The following is a 20,778-nucleotide window of genomic DNA, read 5'->3' as shown; positions in this document are numbered from 1 at the left end:
ATGACTGCTCTCGCCACCAGCTCGGACCCGCTCGTGCGCAAGGCCCTCATCTCCGGTGGCGTCGCCATGGGGATGTTCGTGCTCGGCTGGGTGTGGGTCTTCGTCGCGGTGAGCACCGACCTGGGAGATGCAGGGACGTTCCGTCCACTCGCGATCCTCGCGACCATCCAGCTGATCGCGGGCTTCCGTGGCTTCATCCAGATCGTGAAGGCACGCAGGCAGGGAGCACTGGCCCTCGGGCCGGCCGTCGTGTGGGCTCTCGCCTCGCTCTGCTTCGGGCTGCTCGGGCTGATGGGGGTTCCGTTGTTCCTATTGCTCCAAAGCGGGATGAAGGTGGCCTTCAAGGGTTGACGTCGTCCGGGAAAGCTTCCTCCAGGTAGTTCAGGCACTGATCCCTCGACCGCGAGCACTTCGCCTTCCACAGAAGGTCTCTCGTCCTGAGAGCCGCCTCGAGAAAGGCTCCGCGCCGATCGTCTGACAGGTTCGCGAAGAGGTTCGACCCGGTGCCGGCAATATCGAGGAGCTGATACTCAAAACACGGTCTGGACAGACCGACGCCCAGGCTATCGGGCCACTCGAAGTGCGTGTCCTCGGCGAACCGGCCACAGAGGAAATCAAAGAACAGCAAGACCCCCTCGAACATCGAGTCGAAGTTCCGGGCCTCGAAGATGCGCAGGGCCATGGTTTCGAGGCTGAAGGACTTGAAGGCGGTGTCTTCATCGAGTTGCGAGTTCCAGCCCTTCAATATCTTCACGAGGGGTTTGAACATATTCCCACGCTTCTGATTCAAGGCTGTCGCTCGCTCCGCATGAATCTTGGGGCCCGTCAGGATCCACTCCTCCTTGCGGCGGTCTGGAATCAAGATCAACCCGTCGCGCTCCGTCTCGATTGCTGGGACCGCATCGATATGCAGATGATGCATCTTCAGGCCGACGGAACGACGCTGCATCATGACCGTGCTGCTGTCGCGTCTTAGGCGAATGGCGCCGGCGAAGGTCTCCAGAACCTTCTCGGGAGCCGGACGTCCGCCAGAGCCCGGATTCCTCCACTTGGATGGATCGATCACAAAGATGATGTCTACATCGTCGATTGGCGCGATAGCGGTGTGTCTCGCGTAGCTGCCACTCAGGTAGTCTGTGATGATGCGGCTGGCCATGTTGCCAGAGTCGAGCGCCTCACGGATTGCGCGCTGACTCTTCCTGGCGGCACTTCGCTGGGCCTCACTGGGTTCAAGTTGCCTGGAAAGTTCAGCCATCTGCTCATCTAGGAAATCCAGATTCACACTCTGCTCCGTATCATCTACGTCGGCACGGCCTGCGCCAACTCAGTCCGCGAGCCAGCGCGCGTAGGCCCGAACATCAATCATCGGGACGGTCGCCATCGTTTGAAGACGAGCAATCAGCTCCAGCAGAAACGCTGTCGCAGGCTTACCCTTCTCCGTGACGACATACGAACCATTCTGGCCAAGGAAGTAGAGCCCATGAGCGGCGACACAGCCGATATCGAGATGGCCGGCCGCGTCTCCTGTGGCAAGAGCCTCAAGGAGAGCATCGCCGAGGGGTGGGGTCCACTCGCTCTCCAGCGTCAGTAAGCCGCCCAAGATGGGCTGCAAGGACTTCGGAGGATACGTTCCACCCGCATGGGGGATGGGGAGGCTCGTCCGCTTCAGTTGCCGAACGCTCGCGACCTTCTGCCTCGCATATGCAACCTGCGTGGCGTTGATGGACTGCTTCGCCTCGAAGACGGCGTATACGCTCTCCGCCGGAAGGATTGTCTGGCCCTCAAAGTTGAAGATGAACGGCGAGTACTGCCGATCAAAGACAACAACGTCGATCTGGTCGCTGAAGCGGCCATCGCTGTCCACCACGTGTGCGGTAGTGGCCTGGTATCGCTGGGACAAGTAGGTTTGCAGCAGCTCCAGCCAGACACGCTCGCTGGCGTCACCCTTGGTTCCAGGGTGATGGAACGACCGGCGAGCAATCGACAGCCGCTGCTGGATGTCGTCATGAAGGCTCGCAAGAATCTGCTTGAGGGACCAGGTGCTCACTTGACGATGTTGCTCCATGGGCCTACCAGGACGCCCGCTTCCTCAAGCCCACCTGAGCGGCCACGAGCGGGTCTGGCCCCTTCGTAGTTCCAGACCCACTCGCGGCGCCCAGCAGTCGCACCCCTCGTCTGTACCGGCGCTACGCCACCCAGGTGCTCGGGCCCGTGACGGCGCCCTCCCTCGAGCTGGACCTGGGTGATGAACCGCGCGGCGCGTCCTCCACAGCCGGTGCAACTGTTCGAACGGGAGGATGGACTCCGGGTACCGAGTTGTCTCTACCTCCCTGGAGGTATGGTCTCCCCCTACTCCCAGGCGTCCTCACGCCGCCGGGTGTCGAAGCGCGGCTGGCTTCAGGCGGCGTGGGAGGCGCGGGAGTCCAGCGCCTCGAACCGCGCCAGGGTGCTCGCCGGAATCTCATCCAGCGCGGCAATCAGCGGCAGGGTGAAGCGGCGGAAGCCCGCCTCGTAGATGGCCTCGGAGACGAACCTCGCCCCCATCTTCCTCGCGAACAGCGAGGGCGCCCGAGGCATTCGCAGCCCGTCCAACTGCCCCTGCCTCGCGCGCGCCCGCTCCTGGGGTGTGTACAGCGGGTCACTTGGAATGGCGGGTGGCTCCCCTGGCACGGACACCTTCACCTTCCAGCGCGGGCTCAGCCAGCCCCGGTGCGCCGCCACCTGGTACACGAGGCGCGCGTCCTCCTCCGAGTCCGTGTCCAGGTTCGCCGCCGCAATCCAGTGCGTCACCCCGCGCCTCCGGCTCTCCTCGTAGATGCCCGCGTGCAGCCGCGCCACCGCCTCCGAGTGCCGCCACCGTTCGAGCACGCAGAAGCGCGCCGTCTCCGCGAACAGCCGGCTCGGCCCCACGACACCCGACAGGTCCAGTCGCTGCTCCAGCTCGAGGCCCAGCCGTCCCCCGGTGTCGTGCGCCACCTCCGGGTTCGGCAGCAGCAGCCGCGCCGTCGCCACCGGCTCGCGGTCCGCGTAGACGACCAGGTGCATCGTCGTGTCCAACGTGTCGAAACAGCCCACCTCGCGCCGGGACGGCGGCACCTTCCCGGAAATCAAACGCAGCTCTCCGCCAAAGACGGCCCAGCGGACGCGCAGCGCGTCATCGAGCTCGCGCTGGGTGGTGGCGACACGGCAGTGCATGGATGTCATGGGGTCCCCTCTCGGAAGCAGTCCGGCGTTGCGCCGTCTTGACCCATTCCTTCGTCGCGGAAACCCGAAGTGCGAGCCACGCATCTTTCCATTCCACGTCAACCGCGACGTCGGAGCGTTTGTCGAACTCCGCCCGGTGTCTCCGAAAGAGGCCATGGGCAATCCATGGAAATACGCACAAAGGAGGATTCCGATGTCGACTCCCGCCTGGCTCGGAGCCGCGGTGCGACGCAGCCATGGAGAGGCCTGGATGCTCGGGTACGCCTTCGCGCGATACCTCCAGCTCGAGGGCTGCTCTGAAGAGACGCTCGCGGCCGAGCTCCACTGCACCCTGGAAGGGCTTCAATGGTTGTCACTGTGCCGCCGTCCAGAGGGGAAGTCCTTCACCGAACAGGCCTCCGCCATCGCCGAGCGCTTCTCGGTGGAGTTGCTGCCCCTCGTCCAGGTGCTCCGGCGCGTGGAAGTCCTGGATGCGCTGTCGGCACGGCATGACTCCGCTGCGATCAGCGGCATGCAGATGGCAGCCAGGGACAGCACTGGAGACGACGAGATTCACTGACACAACCTGCGAGACTGTGTCCTGCCGAACAGGATGTCTCGTCTCCCGGGAGGTAGGCCGCCCTGTCATTCCAGACGGTGGGGGATCGCTTACAACCCAGAGTGAGGCGGAATTGACATACCCCCTGAGAGGTAAGGACAGGCTGGACTGCGAAGATCAACCTCTTGCATGATCATGCGGGGGCCCCCGCGTCGAACTCCACTGGTCGGTACCGAAGGAGCAGACGAGATGCGACGAAACCGATGCGGGCGGGAGAGTCCCGGCGAGGTGTGGGGATGAGCTTTCCATCACAGTCGGAGGAGGAAGCGCTGCACGAGCGCCTCCTGAGCGGCGACCCGGTGGCCTCCAGTGACGTCATGAAAGCCTTCATGGACCCCATCCTCGCGATGCTCGGCGGCAGCCGGCTGACGGGGCTCCAGCGCGACGAGGTCTATGACTCCATCATCGACGTCCTCTTCGCCTATACGGAGGACCCGAAGCGGTTCATTCCTGGAAAGGGACGCCTGCGCAGCTACCTCACCGAGGCCGCCAGGAAGAGGCTGGCGGACCGGCGCCGCTCCCGCGAGTCGCGCGAGCGCCGGGAGCAGAAATTCGGGGTCGCTGTCGAACTCGGGGCGAGGTCTCCGAAGGAAGTCATGGAGACATCCGTGGAGGCTCGCGAAACCATGGAACGGCTCGAGAAGAAATCGCTCTCGCAGAGGGACCTCACCCTGCTCCGGCTCTATCTGGAGGGTGAGGGCTCCACGCGTGCCGTGGGCGAGGCCCTGGGGCTGCCCCCGATGCCGGAGGCGGAGCTTCGCCAGGCGGTGAAGCGACACTGGGACCGCTTCAAGAAGACCCTGGCGCGGACCGGGGAGGAGTGGGCCGATGTCGACCCCTGAATGGCTGGCGCGGGCGGCCCAGCGGAGCCAGGCCGAGCCCGGAATGATGGGCCATGTCTTCGAGCAGTACCGGCAGCTCGAAGGCCACTCCGAGGAGGCGCTCGCGAGGGAGCTGGGCTGCTCGCAGGACGTGTTGCACTGGATGGCCCTGTGCCGCCGTCCCGAGGAATCACGCTTCGAAGAGCAGGCCACCGCCATCGCCACGCGCTTCTCCGTGGAATTGCTGCCGCTCGTCCAGGTGATCCGGCGGGTCGAGGTGATGGGTGCCATCGCCCAGCGGGCGAGGGATGTGCCAGAGGGGGAGCGGCCCGCGATGCGAGTGGCGGCGAGGGACGACTCCGAGGACGAAGAGACGGGCTCATGACGGCACGCTGGATGGAGGAAGCCGCCGCGGTGTTCGGCACGAGGGCGCCTCCCAGCTTCCCCCGGAACATGGCGTTGGAGATTCAGCTGCGACTCCCCATCACCGTGGTGCCGATGGAGCGCCCGACGCCCGAGAGCATGAGTCAATGGATGCAACAGCGGGGCAGGCCTCGCCGGCCGGAGGAGTTCCCCCGTGACGTCCATGGCTGCATGGTTTGGGACGTGGACAAGGGCATCCTCTTCCACGACAGCAAGAAGGACTCCGCCGAGCAGCGATTCACCCTGGCCCATGAAGCGTCGCACTTCGTGCTCGAGCACCTGCTCCCGCGCCGGCGCGCCGTGCATGTCCTTGGAGAGACCATCCTCGCGGTGCTCGACGGGGAGCGCGAGCCGACTCACGAAGAGGTGGTGACGGCACTGTTCGAGCGGGTGTCCTTGAAGCCCCGTTCGAATCTCATCCGCCGCAGTGCCTCCGGCTACTACCCCAATGGCGAGGTCGCGACTTCGGAGCGGCGCGCAGACCAGCTCGCGCTGGAGTTGCTGGCTCCGGCGGCGCTCGTGCGTCCCCTGCTGGAGGGCGCGTCCGAGACGGAGGCCGCCGAGCGCGCGCAGTTCCGCTTCGGCCTTCCTGGAAAGGTGGCCCGGACGTACGTCGCGTCGCTGCGCCGCCACCTGCGCATGCCGCGTTTCTCCAGCCAGAGCTTCCTTGGATTGGACGGAGGGTGAACATGTCGGGAGGGGTTCCGCCAGACGAAGGCGAAGAGGAGCTGTTCGGAGACGAGGACTACCGCGAGGCCTTCGGCGAGGAACTGGTCTCCACGCTCGACCTCGACCAGTGGTCCACGGGGCTCGACCTGGACCGCGTGATGGAGCGCTTCCGGCGGGAGATTGCCGGCGCGGTGAAGAAGGAGGACCGGCTGCGAGGGCTCGTCCGCAGCGAGGTGTTTCCGCGGCTGCCCGGGCGCAACCGCGCCTTCCCCGAGGCCGGCGTCTACCGCGTCACGCCCGAGGAGCTGAGCCTCGTCCACGAGCGGCTGCTCTTCCAGGGCCGCGTGGACGCCGTGGCCGGCTCGTCGGCTTCGCACGACAGCATCCCCATCGGCATCTCCCAGATTGGCGTGGCCGTCGTCGGCTACGGCGGCACTTCTGGCGCCTTTTCGCAGCGTCTCTTCCGCAAGGAGGTGGCCCAGCGCGGCGGGGATGGGCTGCGGGAGGCGATGGACTACATCGACATGCGGCAGAACCGCTTCAGGGACCGGCATGACTCCCAGTCCCGGCTGGCCCGCCGCGGCATCCGCGCCTACGCGGAGCGGGCCGCGCTGCTGAACAAGTCCTCGGCGGAATGGCGCATGGGCATGAACAACCCCTGCGCCCATGACCTGCTCACCGGCTCCGGGTACATGAGCCTGCTGCAACTGTCCGTTCGCCTGCTCGAGCGGCTCATCCACGAGCACAAGAAGTTCGTCTTCGTCTCCGGAGCGTTGCAGGACCGGGGCTTCCTGACGATGGGGTTCGCGCTCGACGCGGGCGAGTTCGCCCTGCTGGAGACGCTGGAGAGCGACGGGATGCACCTCGTCGACGGCTGGCAGTACGGGGACCGCAGCAAGCGCCTGGCGTGGAACTTCGTGCATCAGTCCTGTCCCCACGTCGTGAAGGGGCTGTTCCGCGTGTCGGACCACTCCCCTCCCCGTCTCTTCTACGCGCACCGGGAGCTCGTCCACGAGGCGGTCCGGGTGGCCATGGCCGACAGCGTCCTCCGGCAGGAGCGGGGCTTCCCCATGCTCCTCGACGTCGCGGAGATGTCCTGCCGCGCTGCCTTCGGCGAGGACGGCTTCCAGGGCCTCGTCCAGGACGCCTACGCCCACGCGGGCGCGAACCTCCAGTACTTCAGCGAGCGCGGGCTGCGCCGCTAGCCGGGGAAGGTGAATCATGGTCGATGATGGCAAGGGACCGCGGCCTCCAGGGATGGAGGGGCTGAATGGCAGCAGGACGTCTCCGTTTCACGTGGTGAATGGCTCGCGAAGGGACGCGCAGCGCTCGGAGACGCCTCCCGCGGGCAATGGCTTCCGCCCCGCCGGTGCGCCCCAGTCCAACGGCGCCAAGACGCCCGCGCCGCTGGTGGCGCCCAGCACCCGCGAGGACGTCGTCCGTCCCACCCCTCCCGAGGCGCAGGCCAGGATGGACGCGCTGCGGAACGAGGTGAAGGCGGCTGCCCGGCTCACTCCAGAGCTGGAGCAGGCCGTGGGCTTCACGCACTTCGACACCCCGTCCAGCCAGGACAACCTCATCACCGTCCTGATGACGCGAGACGATTTGCACCTGCTCGCGTCGCAGACGCTGGTACGGGTGAAGTCCCGCGAGGACGGCCGCGCATACCTCGGCGTCGTCGTGCGCGGCCCATTCGCGGAGCCCAACGCCGTCCCCGCCAACTCCACCATGGCCATTGGCGTGGTGACACAGGGCAAGAAGCTCTCGTACACGTTCGACTACCACGGCCGCGCGGAGGTGGAATTGCTCGGCGAGGAAGTCGAAGGCACGTTGAAGCCACCCCGCTTCCGGCCGCAGCCGCAGAGCCCCGTCTTCGTCCTGGATGAACAGGAGAGCGAGCGCGTGCTCGGCGTGGGCGGAGACCTGTGTCTCGGCGTCGTGGTGGGCTACGAAAACATGGAGGCCCGCCTCCATGCGCGAGACAAGGCGATTCTCCCACGCCACACCGGCATCATCGGAACGACGGGTGGAGGCAAGTCCACCACCGTCGCCACCCTCATCCACCGCGCCCAGGCGGCGGGCATCGCCACCATCGTCTTCGACGTGGAGGGCGAGTACTCGCACGTGGACCAGCCCACGGACCATGCGGCCATGCTCGAAGCGCTCAAGCGCCGCGGGCAGAAGCCGCAGGGCGTGCGGGATTTGCACATCCACCACCTCACGGGCCGCGACAGCCGCAACCCGCACCACCGGAACCTGCACCCCTTCGCGCTGAACTTCTCCAGCCTCTCGCCCTACGCACTGGCCGAAATCCTGGAGATATCGGACGCGCAGCAGGAGCGGTTCCTCAAGGCGTACGACGTCACCAAGCTGCTGCTGGAAGACTTCAAGATCTTCCCGAGAACGGCACAGGAGGAGCAGCAGGCGCTCGACGTGGATGAGCACACCACCGGCTATCCCCGGATGACCATCCAGCACGTGCTGGATGTGGTGAATGCCTACATCTACAGCCTCAGTGACGAGGGCAAGGGGGAGACGAAGGGCCGCTCGCGTTCGAAGAGCAAGCAGAGCTCCATCCTCGAAGGGCTCGACCCCGACGAGCCACAGGCGCCCGAAGTGCCTCCGAGAATCCTTGCGCTCTACAGCGAGTTCCGGAGCGACCCTGGCCTGGTGATGAAACGGGTGATGCAGCAGAGCAGCCGGCTGGCGGTGAGCTGGAAGGGGCTGGCCAGCAAGCTCCACCGGCTGCGCCGGCTCAACATCTTCGACGTGGGCCGGGTGCCCGGCGTGGCCTACGGCTCCATGCTCACGCCGGGGCGCGTCTCCGTCATCGACCTGTCCGACACGGATTCACCCCAGCTCAACAACCTGGTCATCGCCGACATCCTCCGCGGGCTCCAGGAGACGCAGGAGGCGCGCTACCAGAAGGCGAATGACAACGAGCAGGCCGTCACCCCCGTCCTCATCATCATCGAGGAGGCGCACGAATTCCTCTCCGCCAGCCGCATCTCCCAGATGCCGGTGCTCTTCGAGCAGGTGGCCCGCATCGCCAAGCGCGGCCGCAAGCGGTGGCTCGGACTCGTCTTCGTGACGCAGCTGCCGCAGCACCTTCCCAACGAGGTGCTCGGCCTGCTCAACAACTTCATCATCCACAAAATCACCGACAGCACCGTCATCTCCCGGATGCAGCGCACCGTGGGCAACATCGACGAGGGGCTCTGGAACCGGGTGTCACGGCTCGCCCCGGGACAGGCGCTGGTCTCGTTCAGCAACTTCACCCGCCCGCTGATGGTGGCGGTGGACCCCGCCCCCGTGAAGCGCCTGCTCGTGGAGTAGCGCCGCGCCGTGCATGGAGACCGAAGGGTTGACCCTCCTGCGCCCCGGCCCTATCCTCAACCAATCGGTTGAGCATTCTCCCAAGCAGTCACGTCGAGGTGATGATGAAGGTCGCGCTGAGCAGTGTGCTGGTGGATGACCAGGCCAAGGCCGAGAAGTTCTACACGGAGGTCCTCGGCTTCGTGAAACACGTGGACATCCCCATCGGGGAGTTCCGGTGGCTGACCGTGGTCTCCCCCGAGGGCTCGGCGGACTTCCAGCTCGTCCTCGAGCCCAACGCCCACCCCGCCGCGAAGGTCTTCCAGAAGGCCCTCTTCGACGACGGCATCCCCGCGACGGCCTTCCAGTCCACGGACATCCACAAGGAATACGAGAAGCTGACTCAGCGGGGCGTGGTGTTCCGGAGCAAGCCCACCCAGGCCGGCCCCGTCACCATCGCCGTGTTCGAGGACACCTGCGGCAACCTCATCCAGCTGTTCCAGACCTGAGCGCTGCGGCGACAGGCGCGTCCACCACGAGGCCGGACTCCAGGCGGATCACCCGGTCCGCCAACGCGAAGTACCGGTCGTCATGCGAGATGACCACCAGCGACTTGCCCGCCGCCTTCAGCTCGGGCAGCAGCTCCTTGTAGAACACGTCCTTGAACGTCGGGTCCTGGTCCGCCGCCCACTCGTCGAAGACGTAGATGGGCCGGTCCTCCAGGTAGGCCGTCAGCAGCGCCAGTCGCTTGCGCTGCCCCTGGGACAGCTCCGTGGTGGAGAGCTTGCCGTTCTCGATCTTCACCTTGCGGTCCAGGTGCAGCCGGCGCAGCAACTCCCCCGCCCTCGCGATCAGCTCCGGCGAGCCGAGCCCGAGAAACTGCCCGAAGAGGTGGAAGTCCGAGAACACCGTCGTGAAGTGCTGCCGGTACCGGTTGCGCTCCGCGTCGGTGACGACGACCTGCCCGTCCAGGCGGATTTCGCCAGACTCCGGGCGGTACAGGCCGGTGAGCAGCTTGGCCAGCGTCGTCTTCCCGCTGCCGTTGCCGCCCACCAGGAAGACGCACTCGCCGGGCACCAGCGACAGCGAAATCGGGCCCAGCGTGAAGCGCGTGTCCTCGTTCTCCCGGTGGTAGGCGTGCGTGACGCCCACCAGCTCCAGGCGCTGGAAGGTGCGCGGCTCCTCGACTTCGGCGATGGCCTCCTCCGCCCCCTGCTGGGTGATGGACAGCCCCAGCTCCTCGATGTTCCCCGCCGCCACGCCCACGCGCAGCAGCATGTGGACGAGGTTCATCGTGCTGTCCAGCGGCTGCTGGAGGTACAGCACCACCAGCGTGTAGCCGACGAGCGTCTTATGGTCGACGCCGGCAAAGGCAGGGTAGGCGAACAGCAACAGGCCGATGAGCGTGAAGAGCAGCAGGAAGCCCCAGGCCTGTCCGTACGCCCCGAAGTCCGCGCTGCGGGTGAACAGCTTGCGGATGTCCGCCGCGGTGGGCTCCAGCGCCTCATCCAGGAAGGCCACGCGCCGGCGGCGGTGGAGCTTCAGCTCCTTGATGCCGCCCGTGAGGGCGCCGAAGTGCGCGAAGAGCGTGTTCACCTTCTGCCTCGCGCGGAACAGCAGCGCGCGCGCACGGCGCTGGAGCAGCATGTACATCGTCAGCCCGAGCACCAGCACCGCCACCATCCCCATGAAGACGAACCCGGACAGGTACGCCAGGTAGACGAGGCAGCCGATGATGGTGGCCGCGTCGATGACCAGGGTGGGCAGTTGCACCAGCCCCTGGCTGACGGTGATGGCGTCCTCCTGGAGCGCGGACAGCAGCCGGGGGTTGCCTACCACCTCCAGGTTGCGCAGCGGGGCGGAGAGGATGCGGCGGCTGAGCCGCATGCGCAGCTGGTACAGCGTGCCGCTGTTGAGCCGGACGAGCAGCATCTGCGTGGCGGTCCGGGACGCCATCGCCAGGAGCCCCACGCCCACGAAGGTGAACACCGTGCTCCGCTGCAGCGGGCCCTCCCCGGTGAGCACCTGATTGATGAGGGCGATGAGGCGCGCGCTGCTCGCGCCAGAGGTGACACCGAGCACAATCGCGAGCAGGAAGAGCCCGCGCGAGGCCCGCATCAGCAGGGAGATGACCTTCATTCCAGAGGCACCGAGAGGACCCGGAGCCAGGTCCAGGTGGAGATCGAGGGGCCGCCACCATACGAGCGACCACGCCGCCCCTCAAGCCCTGGACGAATCCCCGGCTCCCGTCACCGGCGACAACGGCCCCGGGCCCGACAACAGGTCGCCTGGGCAGCGGAGGCCCGGCTTCCCGCCCGCCTCCCGGAGTCACCCGGCTGGCTGCGTCATCACGGCTTCGCGTCGTCGGATGAACCCGGCGGCGGAGGGTTCTGGCCCTCGCGCTTCTTGAAGCCCCACGAGGAGCTCCACATGCCCGGCCCCGTGAAGAGCACCGTGACGAGGGTCATCACCGCCGCACCGATGAGGATTTCCACCAGCATGTCCACACACACTCCCTTGTGGCGATGACCCGCGTCGCGCCTCGCGAAGGACTCCCCGGCCCCGCGCCCCTTACCTGATGCCTGGAAGCCCACCTTGCAGGCAGCCTCCGGACGGCCGGCCATCCGTCATGCCGCAACGCTCCCCCGAGCGCAACGCGCCCCCGGGTGGACGCCCTCCATTGAACCTAACGTCTCCGCGAAGTGCCGGGCATGGCGGTGTCGGGCGCCACGCGGCCGCGATGCTAGGCTTCCCGCCCCCATGTCCCTCCTCCTTGCTGGCGAGCCGCTCGCGCCGGGCCGCCCCCTCCGCCCCACCCTCCACCGCGCGGCCACGCTGCTGGGACTCGTCCTCTCCCTGACGGGCTGCCAGGGACGGGAGCCTCCCCGGACGGACGACGTCTGCCCCACCTCGGACTGCGGGGCGCCCGTGGTCGAGGAGGACCACCTGCGCATCGCCGCCTTCAACGTGCACCGCCTCTTCGACACGGTGTGCGACTCGGGCGCGTGCAACGCCGGCGACTACGAGGCCCTCCCCACTCCCGACGCCTTCGGCTCCCAGGCCGACCGGCTCGCGCAGGGCATCTCCCGGCTCGACGCGGACGTGGTGCTGCTCGGCGAAGTGGAGACGCAGGCCTCGCTGGACGCGCTCAAGACGCGGCTCCCCAGATTCAGTCATGCGGTGCTGGGTGAGATCTACACCCCGGCCTCCGTGGACGTGGCCGTCCTCTCCGCCTGGCCCATCCTCCTGACGCGCGGACACCGGGAGCAGGACCTCCCCCTTCCGGGCGGCGGGACGACGCGCTTCGCGCGCGAGTTGCTGGAGGTGCACCTGGACACGCCGGGCGGGCGGACGATTGTCTTCGCCGCGCACTTCCGCTCGAAGGTGAGCGACGACCCCGTGCGCCGGCTCGCCGAGGCGGAGGCTGCTCACGACATCATCGTCGACACGGCGCGCGAGTTCCCCGACGCACTCGTGGTGCTGGGCGGCGACCTCAATGACGTGCCCGGCTCGCCGCCGCTCGACGCGCTGGAGGAGGACGGGGAGTTGCTCCGCGTCTCCAGCGACCGCCCGGACAGCGAGACGTGGACGTACGTGTACTCCGGAGACCACCAGGCCATCGACCACCTCTACCTCGCCCGCGGCGGGGGCGCGTACGTGGCCGGCTCGTTCAAGGCCGCGCGCGAGGCCCGGGGCGGCTACGGCGGCTCGGACCATGCCGCGGTGTACGCGGACTTCCTGACGGGCCCCTGACGCTCGGGGGCCACGGCGCTCAGGCCGTGGCGGGCACGGCCTGGATGTCCAGCTCGATGTCCACCTTCTCGCCCACGAGCCAGCCGCCGTTGTCGAGCGTCTTGTTCCAGCGGATGCCGTAGTCCGCGCGGTTGATGGTGGCGCGCGCGGTGTAGATGAGCCGCGTGTTGCCCCACGGGTCCTTGGACGTGGCGGTGTGGCGCGCCTCGAACACCACGGGATGGCTCACGTTGCGGATGGTCAAATCCCCCAACAGCCGGAAGCCGGAGCCGCCGGTCGGCTCCACCTTCGTGCTCCGGAAGGTGAGCTTCGGCGCGTTCTCCGCGTCCAGGAAGTCCGCCGAGCGCAGGTGCGTGTCCCGGTCCACCGAGCCCGTGTAGATGCTGGCCGTGTCCGCGCTCACCTCCACCTCACCCTGCACGGGCTGCTCGGGGTCCACCTTCAGCGTGCCGGTGATGCGCTCGAAGCGGCCATGCACCCGCGCCACCACCATGTGGCGGGCCACGAACAGGAGGGAGGAGTGCGCGGGGTCGATGTTCCAGGTGGTTACAGCGGGCATGGATGAAGACTCGAAGAAGAGGGGTTTGAGGCCGTTGCGGGTGGCCTCATCCTAGGAAGAATCCAACACCCCGCCACTTGATAGCACGATGGTGATTGACGACCCGATGGCGCTTCACACCGCGTGACGCCGGCCTTCACGGACATCCGGTGCTCACGAGGCGTCTCGCTCCTCCTCGGAGGTGCGCGGCCCGCGGTCCGCGAGCAGTGGCAGCTCCACGATGAAGGTGGCGCCCCGGCCCGGCGCGCTCACCACCGAGACGGTGCCGCCGTGGGCCACCACCACCTGCCGGGCAATCCACAGTCCCAGGCCGAAGCCGCCATACTTGCGCGCGGACACCGCCCGCTCGAAGCGCCCGAAGATGCGCTCCGTGTCCTCCATGGCGATACCGATGCCGCCGTCCTTCACGGTGATGCGCGCCAGTGCGCCGTCGCGCTCCACGCGCACCTCGATGGGCGTACCCGCGCCGTACTTGATGGCGTTCTGCAGGAGGTTCGTCACCACCTGGTCCATGCGCAGCCGGTCGAAGCGGCCCGTCAGCGGCGCCTCCAGGTGAAGCGTGAGCGCGGAGCCCGCGGCCTCCACCTCGTCGCGCAGCCGCGCCACCGCGTCCGCCACCAGCGCGCTCAAGTCTCCATCATCATGGGAGAGCGACAGCCGTCCCGACGTGATTTGCGACACGTCCAGCAGGTTCTCCACCAGCGCCGACAGCCGGCTCACCTGCCGCCCCGCGGAGAGGATGCGGTCCCCCACGTGCGTGCGCGCCTCCGGGCTCAGGTTGCGCTCGATGAGCTCCAGTTGCAGCCGGAAGGCGGTGAGCGGCGTCTTCAGCTCGTGGCTGGCCACCGAGAGGAAGTCATCGCGCGCCCGGACGGCCTCGCGCAGGTGAGACTCCGTCACCTCGCGCCGGGTGACTTCGCCACGCATCCGCGCCAACTCCAGCGCCGAGCGTGTGCGCGCCACCAGCTCGCGTGCGGAGAAGGGCTTGACGAGGTAGTCGTCCGCGCCCGCCTCCAGCCCCTCCACGCTCGCCTCCTCGCCGGCGCGCGCGGACAACATGATGACCGGGAGCGAGCGCGTGCGCGGCTCCTCGCGCAGCGCCTTGAGCAGTCCGAAGCCGCCCAGCCGGGGCATCATCACGTCCGTCAGCACCAGGTCGAAGGGCCCCTGCCGGGCCATGGCCTTCAGCGCCGCCTCGCCGTCCTCCGCGGTGACGACGTCGAACACCGTGCCGAGCACGCGCGCGAGGTACACGCGCATGTCCGCGTTGTCGTCCACCGCCAGCACGCGCCCGCGCCGCCCTTCGCCGGAAGTGTCCTCGGTGCGTGGCTCCGCGCGCGAGGCCCCGCCTTCGCCCCGGTCCGGGAGCCAGCGCAGGGCCTCCTCCACGTAGGCCCCCGCGCCAGTGGCCGTCGACGCCTGGGCGCGTGCGCCGTGGACGCGCTCGGCGGGGAGGTGGGCGCGCCCCAGCGGCAGCGCCACCGTGAAGGTGGTGCCCTGCCCCTCGCGGCTGTCCACGCGGACGTCGCCTCCGTGCAGCCGGGCCAGCTCACGCACCAACGACAGGCCGATTCCGCTGCCCTCGTGGGAGCGGCTGCGCGCGCCCTTCACGCGGAAGAAGCGCTCGAACAGGCGCGGCAGGTCCGCGGCGGGAATGCCGGTGCCCGTGTCCTCCACCGTCAGCAGCACCTGCCCGCCCTCCTCGCGCAGGCGCACGGTGATGCCGCCCTCGAAGGTGAACTTCAGCGCGTTGGACAGCAGGTTGAGGACGACCTTCTCCCAGAGCTCCCGGTCCACATGGACGGGGCCTGCCAGGGGCGGGCAGTCCACCGTCAGCACCAGCCCCGCGCGCTCCACCGCGGAGCGGAAGCCGCTCGCCAGGTCCGCGGTGAGCGTCGCCAGGTCCACGGGCTCGAAGCTCGCCTCCAGGCGGCCCGCCTCCAGGCGCGAGAAGTCCAGCAGCGTGTTGACCAGCCGGAGCAGCCGCAGGGCATTGCGGTGCACCAGCTCCAGCTCCCGGCGCTCCGTCTCGCCCAGGCGCCGCGACGCGAGCAGCTCCTCCACGGGCCCGAGCATCAGCGTGAGCGGCGTGCGGAACTCGTGCGAGACGTTGCTGAAGAACGCCGTCTTCACCCGGTCCAGCTCCGCCAGCGCCTCGGCGCGCTTGCGCTCCTCCTCGTAGGCCCGCGCGTTGCGCAGCGCCACCGAGACCTGCCCCGCCACCAGCTCGAAATACGCGCGGTAGTCCTCGTCGAGCGCGCGGTTGGGGCTCGCCCCCGCCACGAGGACACCCAACGGCGCCCCCTGCCCTTCCGAGGCCAGCGGAAGCACCAGCGCCGAGCGCACCGCGTCCCCCCAGGGGCCACCCGTGACAGTGACCCGGCGCTCCACGTCCTCCACCCGTACCGTCTCGCCCGCGGCGGCCCTGGCGAGCGGCCAGGGCGCACGGCCTTCCGCCGAGAGGTCCACGGTGGCGGGACTGGCGTCACCACCTTCCGGAAGCCCGAAGGCGCCGTGGAGGTGGAGCCGCGAGCCGTCCGCCGAGCGCAGGTAGAGCAGCGCGAAGGGCACCTCCAGCGGATGTCCGGCGATGGCCGTCGCCACGTCCGCGCACGTCCGCTCGAGGCCGCGAATCTCACCCGTCCGCGCGGCAAGGTCCCTGAGCAGCCGCAGGCGCCGCTCGGCGATGACCTGCTGCGTGACTTCCGTGCACACCGCGAGCATGCCCACCACCGCGCCCGAGTCGTCCTCCGCGGGGGCATGCGACACGTCGAAGTAGGACTCCTCGCGGTAGCCCGAGCGCTCCAGCAGGAGCAGCAGCGCCGGCAGCCAGCTGGCGACGCCCGTCTCCATCACCTGCCGGATGACGGGACCCAGGATGTGCCAGGACTCCGCCAGCGTGACGCGGATGTCGATGCCGAGCGCCGCCGGGTGCTTGTCGCCGATGAGCCGCGAGTAGCCGTCGTTGTAGAACTGGGTGAGCTGTGAGCCCCACGTGAGAATCATGGGGAAGCGCGAGGCCAGCATCGTCTTGACGAGCACCTTGAGGCCGTGCGGCCACGTCTCCGGAGGCCCCACCGGCGTCGCCCCCCAGTCCCGAGCGCGGATGAGCTCGCGCAGCTCGCTGGGGCCGCCCAGGGCATCCAGCCACGCCTCCCGAGCGGGGCGGGTCGCCACGTCCTTGGACTGGAGATTGTCGCGCCTGGATTGCTCGGCCATCGCTCTCGGACTCCTCCTGTGACTGCGCTGACTCCGGTGCCCTGACCCGGAGGGGACCGGGCCTACACGCGCTCACCCACTCGAGGGCATATCGGTAACCACTCCCGGCCAGAGCTGCCCCTCAGGTGGGCGTCAGGCCGCGTACTCCTCGGAGCGGAATGAAAAGAGATGTCATGTGCCCGACGCCACGGGCTGTCCACACGGAAGTGTCGGCAGTGCAGGCAGGGCCTCAGGCGTCCGCCCGCGCCCTCCGGTCCACGGCGCTGGGAATGCCCGGGATTCCCCGCGAAGCTGCGGAAGGTCTCCACCTTCGGACACCGGCTCAGGAATCACGGGCTGACTTCGTCGCTCACTCGCCTCATCCCCGGGGCCGTCGTGGCTCCGGGCGCTCCCCTGCTTCAAGCTTCCACTTCATATGCGCCCCACCATCGCGGTCATCAATGGCGAGCAGTACTGGCAGAGCTACTTCCCGGACTGTGAGGTCGTCTCGCAACGGCTTCAGGACGCGTCGTGGGTGCTGCGCGACGGCGAGCTGTGGTGCATCAGCCGCGAGGCGGGCACGCGGATCGACGGCGTCTTCTGGCGCGTGGGGGCGATTCGCCCGGACCCTCGCCACCGGACGGTGCTGGACGTGCTGCGCCTCAGCGGCGTGCCCTGCGTCAACCCGGCGTCGACGCTGGCCCGCTGCCAGGACCGCCTGTCCATGCTCGCCGAGCTGCGCGAAGCGGGGCTGCCCGTCATCCACTTCGACGTGGCGCTGGGCGACGACATGGTCCGCCGCATCGCACGCCCCGCGCCCTTCGTCGTCAAGGTGGGCAACCACCACGGCGGTTACGGCAAGGCGCTGGTCCGCACCGAGGACGAGTGGTTCGAGGTGGCCGACCTGCTCTTCGCAGCCAACGACTATGCCGCCGTCGAGCCGTACATCGACTACCGGCGCGACGTGCGCTGCCTGGCGATTCGGGACCGCTTCTGGGCCATGGCGCGCGCGGGCGCGGGGTGGAAGGCCAACGTACAGACGCGCAAGCACCAGGTCATCGACCCGCCGGAGGCGCTGGTGGCGTACACGCGGCGCGCCCGGGAGCACCTGGGCGCGGACATCGTGGCGCTCGACTTCCTGGAGACCCAGGGGGGCGACTTCGTCCTGCTCGAGTGCAACGACACGCCGGGCCTGTCCGGCTTCCCGGAAGCGCTCCGGGAAGAGCTGGCGGAGTGCCTGCGCGAGCGGATGCGCCGCTGAGCCGGTTGGCCAGGCCGGCTATGCGGCGAGGAAGCCGCCGTCGACGGGCAGCGGCACGCCGGTGACGAAGCCCGCGCCGTCCGAGCACAGCCAGAGCACGGCGCTGGCCATCTCGTCTTCGGTGGCCATCCGCCCCATCGGGTGCTCGTCGACGAGCGCCCGGACGAGGTCGGGCACGTACGTCTCCGCCTGGCGCATGGCGGGCGTCCGGGTGGCCCCGGCGCAGAGGGCATTCACGCGGATGCCACGCGTCGCGTATTCGAGCGCCACGGACTTCGTCATGCCGACCACCGCATGCTTCGAGGCGACGTAGGCGTGGTGCGCGGCCCGTCCGGCGAGGCCGTAGATGGAGCTGATGTTGACGATGGCGCCTCCGCCGGTGGCAAGCATCGCCGGGATTTCGTGGCGCATGGCCAGCCACACTCCCCGGGCGTTGCAGGCCATGACGTCGTCCCAGACGTCCTGGTTCGTGCTCTCCAGCGGGGCCATGTCACCGCCCTGCCCCGCGCTGTTGACCGCGAAGTCGAGCCGGCCGAAGTGCATCACGGTGCCCTCCACGGCCCGCGCCACGGAGGCTCCTTCGCGCACGTCGGTGGGGAGGAAGATGACGCGTGCGCCCTCGGCTTCCAGGGCCGCGCGGGCTTCGCGTCCCTTCTCTTCGCCCCGGGCGGCGAGCGCGACGCTGGCGCCCGCCCGGGCAAAGGCTCGCGCCGAGGCGAGGCCGAGGCCCGAGGTGCCTCCGATGATGAGTGCGACGCGTCCGGTGAAGTCGTGGCGAATCATCGTGATTTCCTTTCCGAGCCCAGCCCGTTGCGAATGAAGAGCACCGCCTGACGGGAGAGGGCCCGCCGGCGCTTGAGGTTGAGTCGCTTGCGCAGGGAGTCCGAGGCGAGCACCTCATGGAGCTCGGCGCCGAGTTCCTGGAGAATCACGTCCGTCATTCCGGGGCCGATGACGGTGGCGACGAAGCGGGTGGCGATGTCGAGATCGGAGGCCTGGAGGGCGCCGTCACGGGCCCCCTCTTCCAGGACGCCGCGCAGCTCCACGATGCCGGCCTCGCAGATGGCCTTGTAGAGGCCGCGGACCTCCGCCACCGCCGTCGGCGTGGCCGCAGCCGCGGAGAGCCGGGCGAGGCGCGGGTGCTCGACGAGGAAGGCCATGCCTCGCTCGATGAACGTCTCCAGGCGGGCCCAGAAGTCGCCCCCAGGCGGCGCCGCGCCGATGAACTCGCGCTTGCGGCGCGGGGCCTCGTCGGTGAGGAGCCAGCGGTACAGGTCGAGCTTGTCCTCGAAGTACTGGTAGACGCTGCCCTTGGGGATGCTCGCGCGGCGCGCAATCTGCGAGAGCGAGGCCTCGGCGTAGCTCCGGTCGGAGAACTCGACGATGGCCTCGTTCACGAGGCGGTCCCTGCGCTCGTCGGGGAGGTTGAAGAAGGTGCTCGTTGGCATGTGACCGGTCGGTCATATGACTGACCGGTCGCATTGGCAAGAGAAGTCCATGGACTCCGCGGCGGGCTTCCCCTGGACGCGCTCCGCGAGGCCCTAGACGAGGCCCGGGATGAAGCGATACCGGACTTCCGCCGCGTAGGCGCAGTACTCGGGGCTCTGCTTGAGAAAGCGCTCTTCCTCGATGGCGCGCCACACCATCAGGGCGACTCCGGTGACCACCAGCAGGAGCTGCATGAGTCCCCAGGAGCTCAGCAGGACTGGAACCATCGTCAGGGCGGATGCCGTGTAGATGGGATGGCGCACGAGCCGGTACGCGCCACGGTTGACCAGCTTCCGCTCCGCGGGAACCACGCCGAAGCTCCGTCCCAGGCTCAGCCGGGCGAAGCTGATCACGAGCAGCGAGCCAATCGACACCGTGCTGATGACCCAGGACGGCGCGACGGCAACGCCGCCGGAAGAGTAGAGGGTGATGACCATCCCCCAGAAGGAGGAGAGCGCCCCCAGTGCCCAGTTGAAGGGATTGAGCGTCACCCGCCGCGGCACGTCACGCACCAGGGCGTAGAACGAGATGATGCAGAAGTTGAGGAAGATCCCCGTGTGCTGGATGCCAATCCTGCTGTCGGCGAACAGCTGCGCCAGCTTGCTGGTGTGCATGAGCACGACGAGCGCGCCCATCGCGAGGTTCGTCACGGGATGGGTCAAGATCTCGCTGGCGCGAATGCCCAGCCCGCGCCGAGCCTCGACCACCAGCTGCTCTGACTCCATGGAGTTGCTCCCGAAGAGAGGCGATGACCGCAGCCAGCGAAAGATTCGCGTCGGACATCCAGCCCCGCGCGGAATTATCCAGGAACCCACAGTTCGAAATCAAGACACGGCCCGACGCCAGGAGTCGCGTCAGCACGGCACCGTGGCTGCCGAGCAGGTGCGTGCCCCGCAATCATTCTGTCCTCCAACGAAACCCATGACAGGCGCGCGTTGACGCGCCCCTGGCAGGGGTGGGCCCGCGCTACTCGTCGAGGAACCGCCGCATCGCATCCGGCATCCAGCGGAACACCGTCTTCTCCCGGGAGATGGCGCCAATGCGCCCGTAGAAGGCGCGCGCGGACGCGTTCTCCGGCCGCATCTCCCAGCGCACGGGCATCCCCTCCGCGGCGCCGACCTCCGCCAGGTGCCGCATCAGCGCCCGCCCCAGTCCCGCCCCGCGCACGCTCGCGCGGACGTACAGGTCGTCCAGCCGGAGCACCCGCGAGTTCGCCCAGGTCATGAAGTCCACCGTGTACGTCGCGAAGCCCACCGCGCCCTCAGGTCCCTCCACCAGCGCCGCCCGAAGCAGCGGCGGCGTGGCCCCCAGTGCCTCCCGCAGCCGGGACTCCGTCGCGAGCATGGACTGCGGCGCGCTGTCCTCGTGCGCCGCGAACTCCCGCAGCAGCGCCAGGAGCACCGGTGCGTCGGCCCCGGTGGCGACGCGGACCCGGTACGTGGTGGGTTGGGTCATCTTCTCGGAGGGCATGTTCCTCGCATCCTACGCG

General features: G+C 68.4%; 21 protein-coding genes. 10 read left to right on the top strand and 11 right to left on the bottom strand.

Features of this window, described 5'->3' with window-relative positions:
• Positions 1-351, top strand: coding sequence for a hypothetical protein (locus tag OV427_RS40675; protein WP_267861612.1), 351 nt, complete (start codon positions 1-3; stop codon positions 349-351).
• Here OV427_RS40675 and OV427_RS40670 read toward each other — a convergent pair.
• The 3 genes from OV427_RS40670 to OV427_RS40660 all read right to left on the bottom strand — a co-directional run bounded on the left by OV427_RS40670 (position 341) and on the right by OV427_RS40660 (position 3,204).
• Positions 341-1,282, bottom strand: a complete 942-nt coding sequence (locus OV427_RS40670) for an SMODS domain-containing nucleotidyltransferase (protein WP_267861611.1) — start codon at positions 1,280-1,282, stop codon at positions 341-343. The genes OV427_RS40675 and OV427_RS40670 overlap by 11 nt on opposite strands.
• 42 nt (positions 1,283-1,324) lie before the next feature.
• The gene (locus tag OV427_RS40665) at positions 1,325-2,047 is read right to left on the bottom strand and encodes a DUF6602 domain-containing protein (protein ID WP_267861610.1); all 723 of its coding nucleotides are present in this window, start codon (positions 2,045-2,047) and stop codon (positions 1,325-1,327) included.
• 350 nt (positions 2,048-2,397) lie between these two features.
• On the bottom strand, positions 2,398-3,204 hold the full coding sequence (locus tag OV427_RS40660) for a GNAT family N-acyltransferase (RefSeq protein WP_267861609.1): 807 nt from the start codon (positions 3,202-3,204) through the stop codon (positions 2,398-2,400).
• Between the two features lie 193 nt (positions 3,205-3,397).
• Between OV427_RS40660 and OV427_RS40655 the strand changes: the two genes are divergently transcribed.
• The 7 genes from OV427_RS40655 to OV427_RS40625 all read left to right on the top strand — a co-directional run bounded on the left by OV427_RS40655 (position 3,398) and on the right by OV427_RS40625 (position 9,539).
• The gene (locus OV427_RS40655; RefSeq protein WP_267861608.1) at positions 3,398-3,763 is read left to right on the top strand and encodes a hypothetical protein; all 366 of its coding nucleotides are present in this window, start codon (positions 3,398-3,400) and stop codon (positions 3,761-3,763) included.
• Between the two features lie 275 nt (positions 3,764-4,038).
• The gene (locus OV427_RS40650) at positions 4,039-4,644 is read left to right on the top strand and encodes an RNA polymerase sigma factor (RefSeq protein ID WP_267861607.1); all 606 of its coding nucleotides are present in this window, start codon (positions 4,039-4,041) and stop codon (positions 4,642-4,644) included.
• Positions 4,631-5,008, top strand: coding sequence for a hypothetical protein (locus tag OV427_RS40645; RefSeq protein WP_267861606.1), 378 nt, complete (start codon positions 4,631-4,633; stop codon positions 5,006-5,008). The genes OV427_RS40650 and OV427_RS40645 overlap by 14 nt, the downstream gene beginning before the upstream one ends.
• A complete protein-coding gene (locus OV427_RS40640) occupies positions 5,005-5,733 on the top strand; it encodes an ImmA/IrrE family metallo-endopeptidase (RefSeq protein ID WP_267861605.1) in 729 nt (242 codons plus the stop codon). The genes OV427_RS40645 and OV427_RS40640 overlap by 4 nt, the downstream gene beginning before the upstream one ends.
• Positions 5,734-5,735: 2 nt before the next feature.
• Positions 5,736-6,920, top strand: a complete 1,185-nt coding sequence (locus tag OV427_RS40635; RefSeq protein WP_267861604.1) for a hypothetical protein — start codon at positions 5,736-5,738, stop codon at positions 6,918-6,920.
• Between the two features lie 16 nt (positions 6,921-6,936).
• A complete protein-coding gene (locus OV427_RS40630; protein ID WP_420718323.1) occupies positions 6,937-9,051 on the top strand; it encodes an ATP-binding protein in 2,115 nt (704 codons plus the stop codon).
• Positions 9,052-9,155: 104 nt separating this feature from the next.
• On the top strand, positions 9,156-9,539 hold the full coding sequence (locus OV427_RS40625) for a VOC family protein (RefSeq protein WP_267861603.1): 384 nt from the start codon (positions 9,156-9,158) through the stop codon (positions 9,537-9,539).
• Here OV427_RS40625 and OV427_RS40620 read toward each other — a convergent pair.
• Together OV427_RS40620 and OV427_RS40615 are read right to left on the bottom strand one after the other, a co-directional pair.
• Complete coding sequence (locus OV427_RS40620; RefSeq protein ID WP_267861602.1) at positions 9,517-11,169, bottom strand: cyclic peptide export ABC transporter; 1,653 nt, start codon at positions 11,167-11,169, stop codon at positions 9,517-9,519. The genes OV427_RS40625 and OV427_RS40620 overlap by 23 nt on opposite strands.
• Before the next feature lie 209 nt (positions 11,170-11,378).
• On the bottom strand, positions 11,379-11,531 hold the full coding sequence (locus OV427_RS40615) for a hypothetical protein (protein ID WP_267861601.1): 153 nt from the start codon (positions 11,529-11,531) through the stop codon (positions 11,379-11,381).
• Between the two features lie 259 nt (positions 11,532-11,790).
• Between OV427_RS40615 and OV427_RS40610 the strand changes: the two genes are divergently transcribed.
• Positions 11,791-12,783: an endonuclease/exonuclease/phosphatase family protein gene (locus OV427_RS40610; protein ID WP_267861600.1), complete on the top strand. Its 993-nt coding sequence runs from the start codon at positions 11,791-11,793 to the stop codon at positions 12,781-12,783.
• 19 nt (positions 12,784-12,802) lie between these two features.
• Here the strand turns inward: OV427_RS40610 and OV427_RS40605 are convergent, their stop codons facing one another.
• Both OV427_RS40605 and OV427_RS40600 read right to left on the bottom strand, forming a co-directional pair.
• Entirely contained in the window at positions 12,803-13,342 is a 540-nt protein-coding gene (locus tag OV427_RS40605; protein WP_267861599.1) for a YceI family protein, read from the bottom strand.
• Positions 13,343-13,495: 153 nt separating this feature from the next.
• Entirely contained in the window at positions 13,496-16,561 is a 3,066-nt protein-coding gene (locus OV427_RS40600; RefSeq protein ID WP_267861598.1) for an ATP-binding protein, read from the bottom strand.
• A gap of 415 nt (positions 16,562-16,976) precedes the next feature.
• Between OV427_RS40600 and OV427_RS40595 the strand changes: the two genes are divergently transcribed.
• Complete coding sequence (locus OV427_RS40595; protein ID WP_267861597.1) at positions 16,977-17,801, top strand: ATP-grasp domain-containing protein; 825 nt, start codon at positions 16,977-16,979, stop codon at positions 17,799-17,801.
• 18 nt (positions 17,802-17,819) lie between these two features.
• Here the strand turns inward: OV427_RS40595 and OV427_RS40590 are convergent, their stop codons facing one another.
• The 4 genes from OV427_RS40590 to OV427_RS40575 all read right to left on the bottom strand — a co-directional run bounded on the left by OV427_RS40590 (position 17,820) and on the right by OV427_RS40575 (position 20,759).
• Positions 17,820-18,584, bottom strand: a complete 765-nt coding sequence (locus tag OV427_RS40590; protein WP_267861596.1) for an SDR family NAD(P)-dependent oxidoreductase — start codon at positions 18,582-18,584, stop codon at positions 17,820-17,822.
• Positions 18,581-19,249: a TetR/AcrR family transcriptional regulator gene (locus tag OV427_RS40585; protein ID WP_267861595.1), complete on the bottom strand. Its 669-nt coding sequence runs from the start codon at positions 19,247-19,249 to the stop codon at positions 18,581-18,583. The genes OV427_RS40590 and OV427_RS40585 overlap by 4 nt, the downstream gene beginning before the upstream one ends.
• Before the next feature lie 93 nt (positions 19,250-19,342).
• The gene (locus tag OV427_RS40580) at positions 19,343-20,014 is read right to left on the bottom strand and encodes a methyltransferase family protein (protein ID WP_267861594.1); all 672 of its coding nucleotides are present in this window, start codon (positions 20,012-20,014) and stop codon (positions 19,343-19,345) included.
• 241 nt (positions 20,015-20,255) lie between these two features.
• Positions 20,256-20,759: a GNAT family N-acetyltransferase gene (locus OV427_RS40575; protein WP_267861593.1), complete on the bottom strand. Its 504-nt coding sequence runs from the start codon at positions 20,757-20,759 to the stop codon at positions 20,256-20,258.
• Between the last annotated feature and the right edge of the window lie 19 nt (positions 20,760-20,778).

It is taken from the genome of Pyxidicoccus sp. MSG2 (assembly GCF_026626705.1).
GTDB lineage: Bacteria > Myxococcota > Myxococcia > Myxococcales > Myxococcaceae > Myxococcus.
This window is presented reverse-complemented; position numbering and strand designations above follow the sequence as displayed.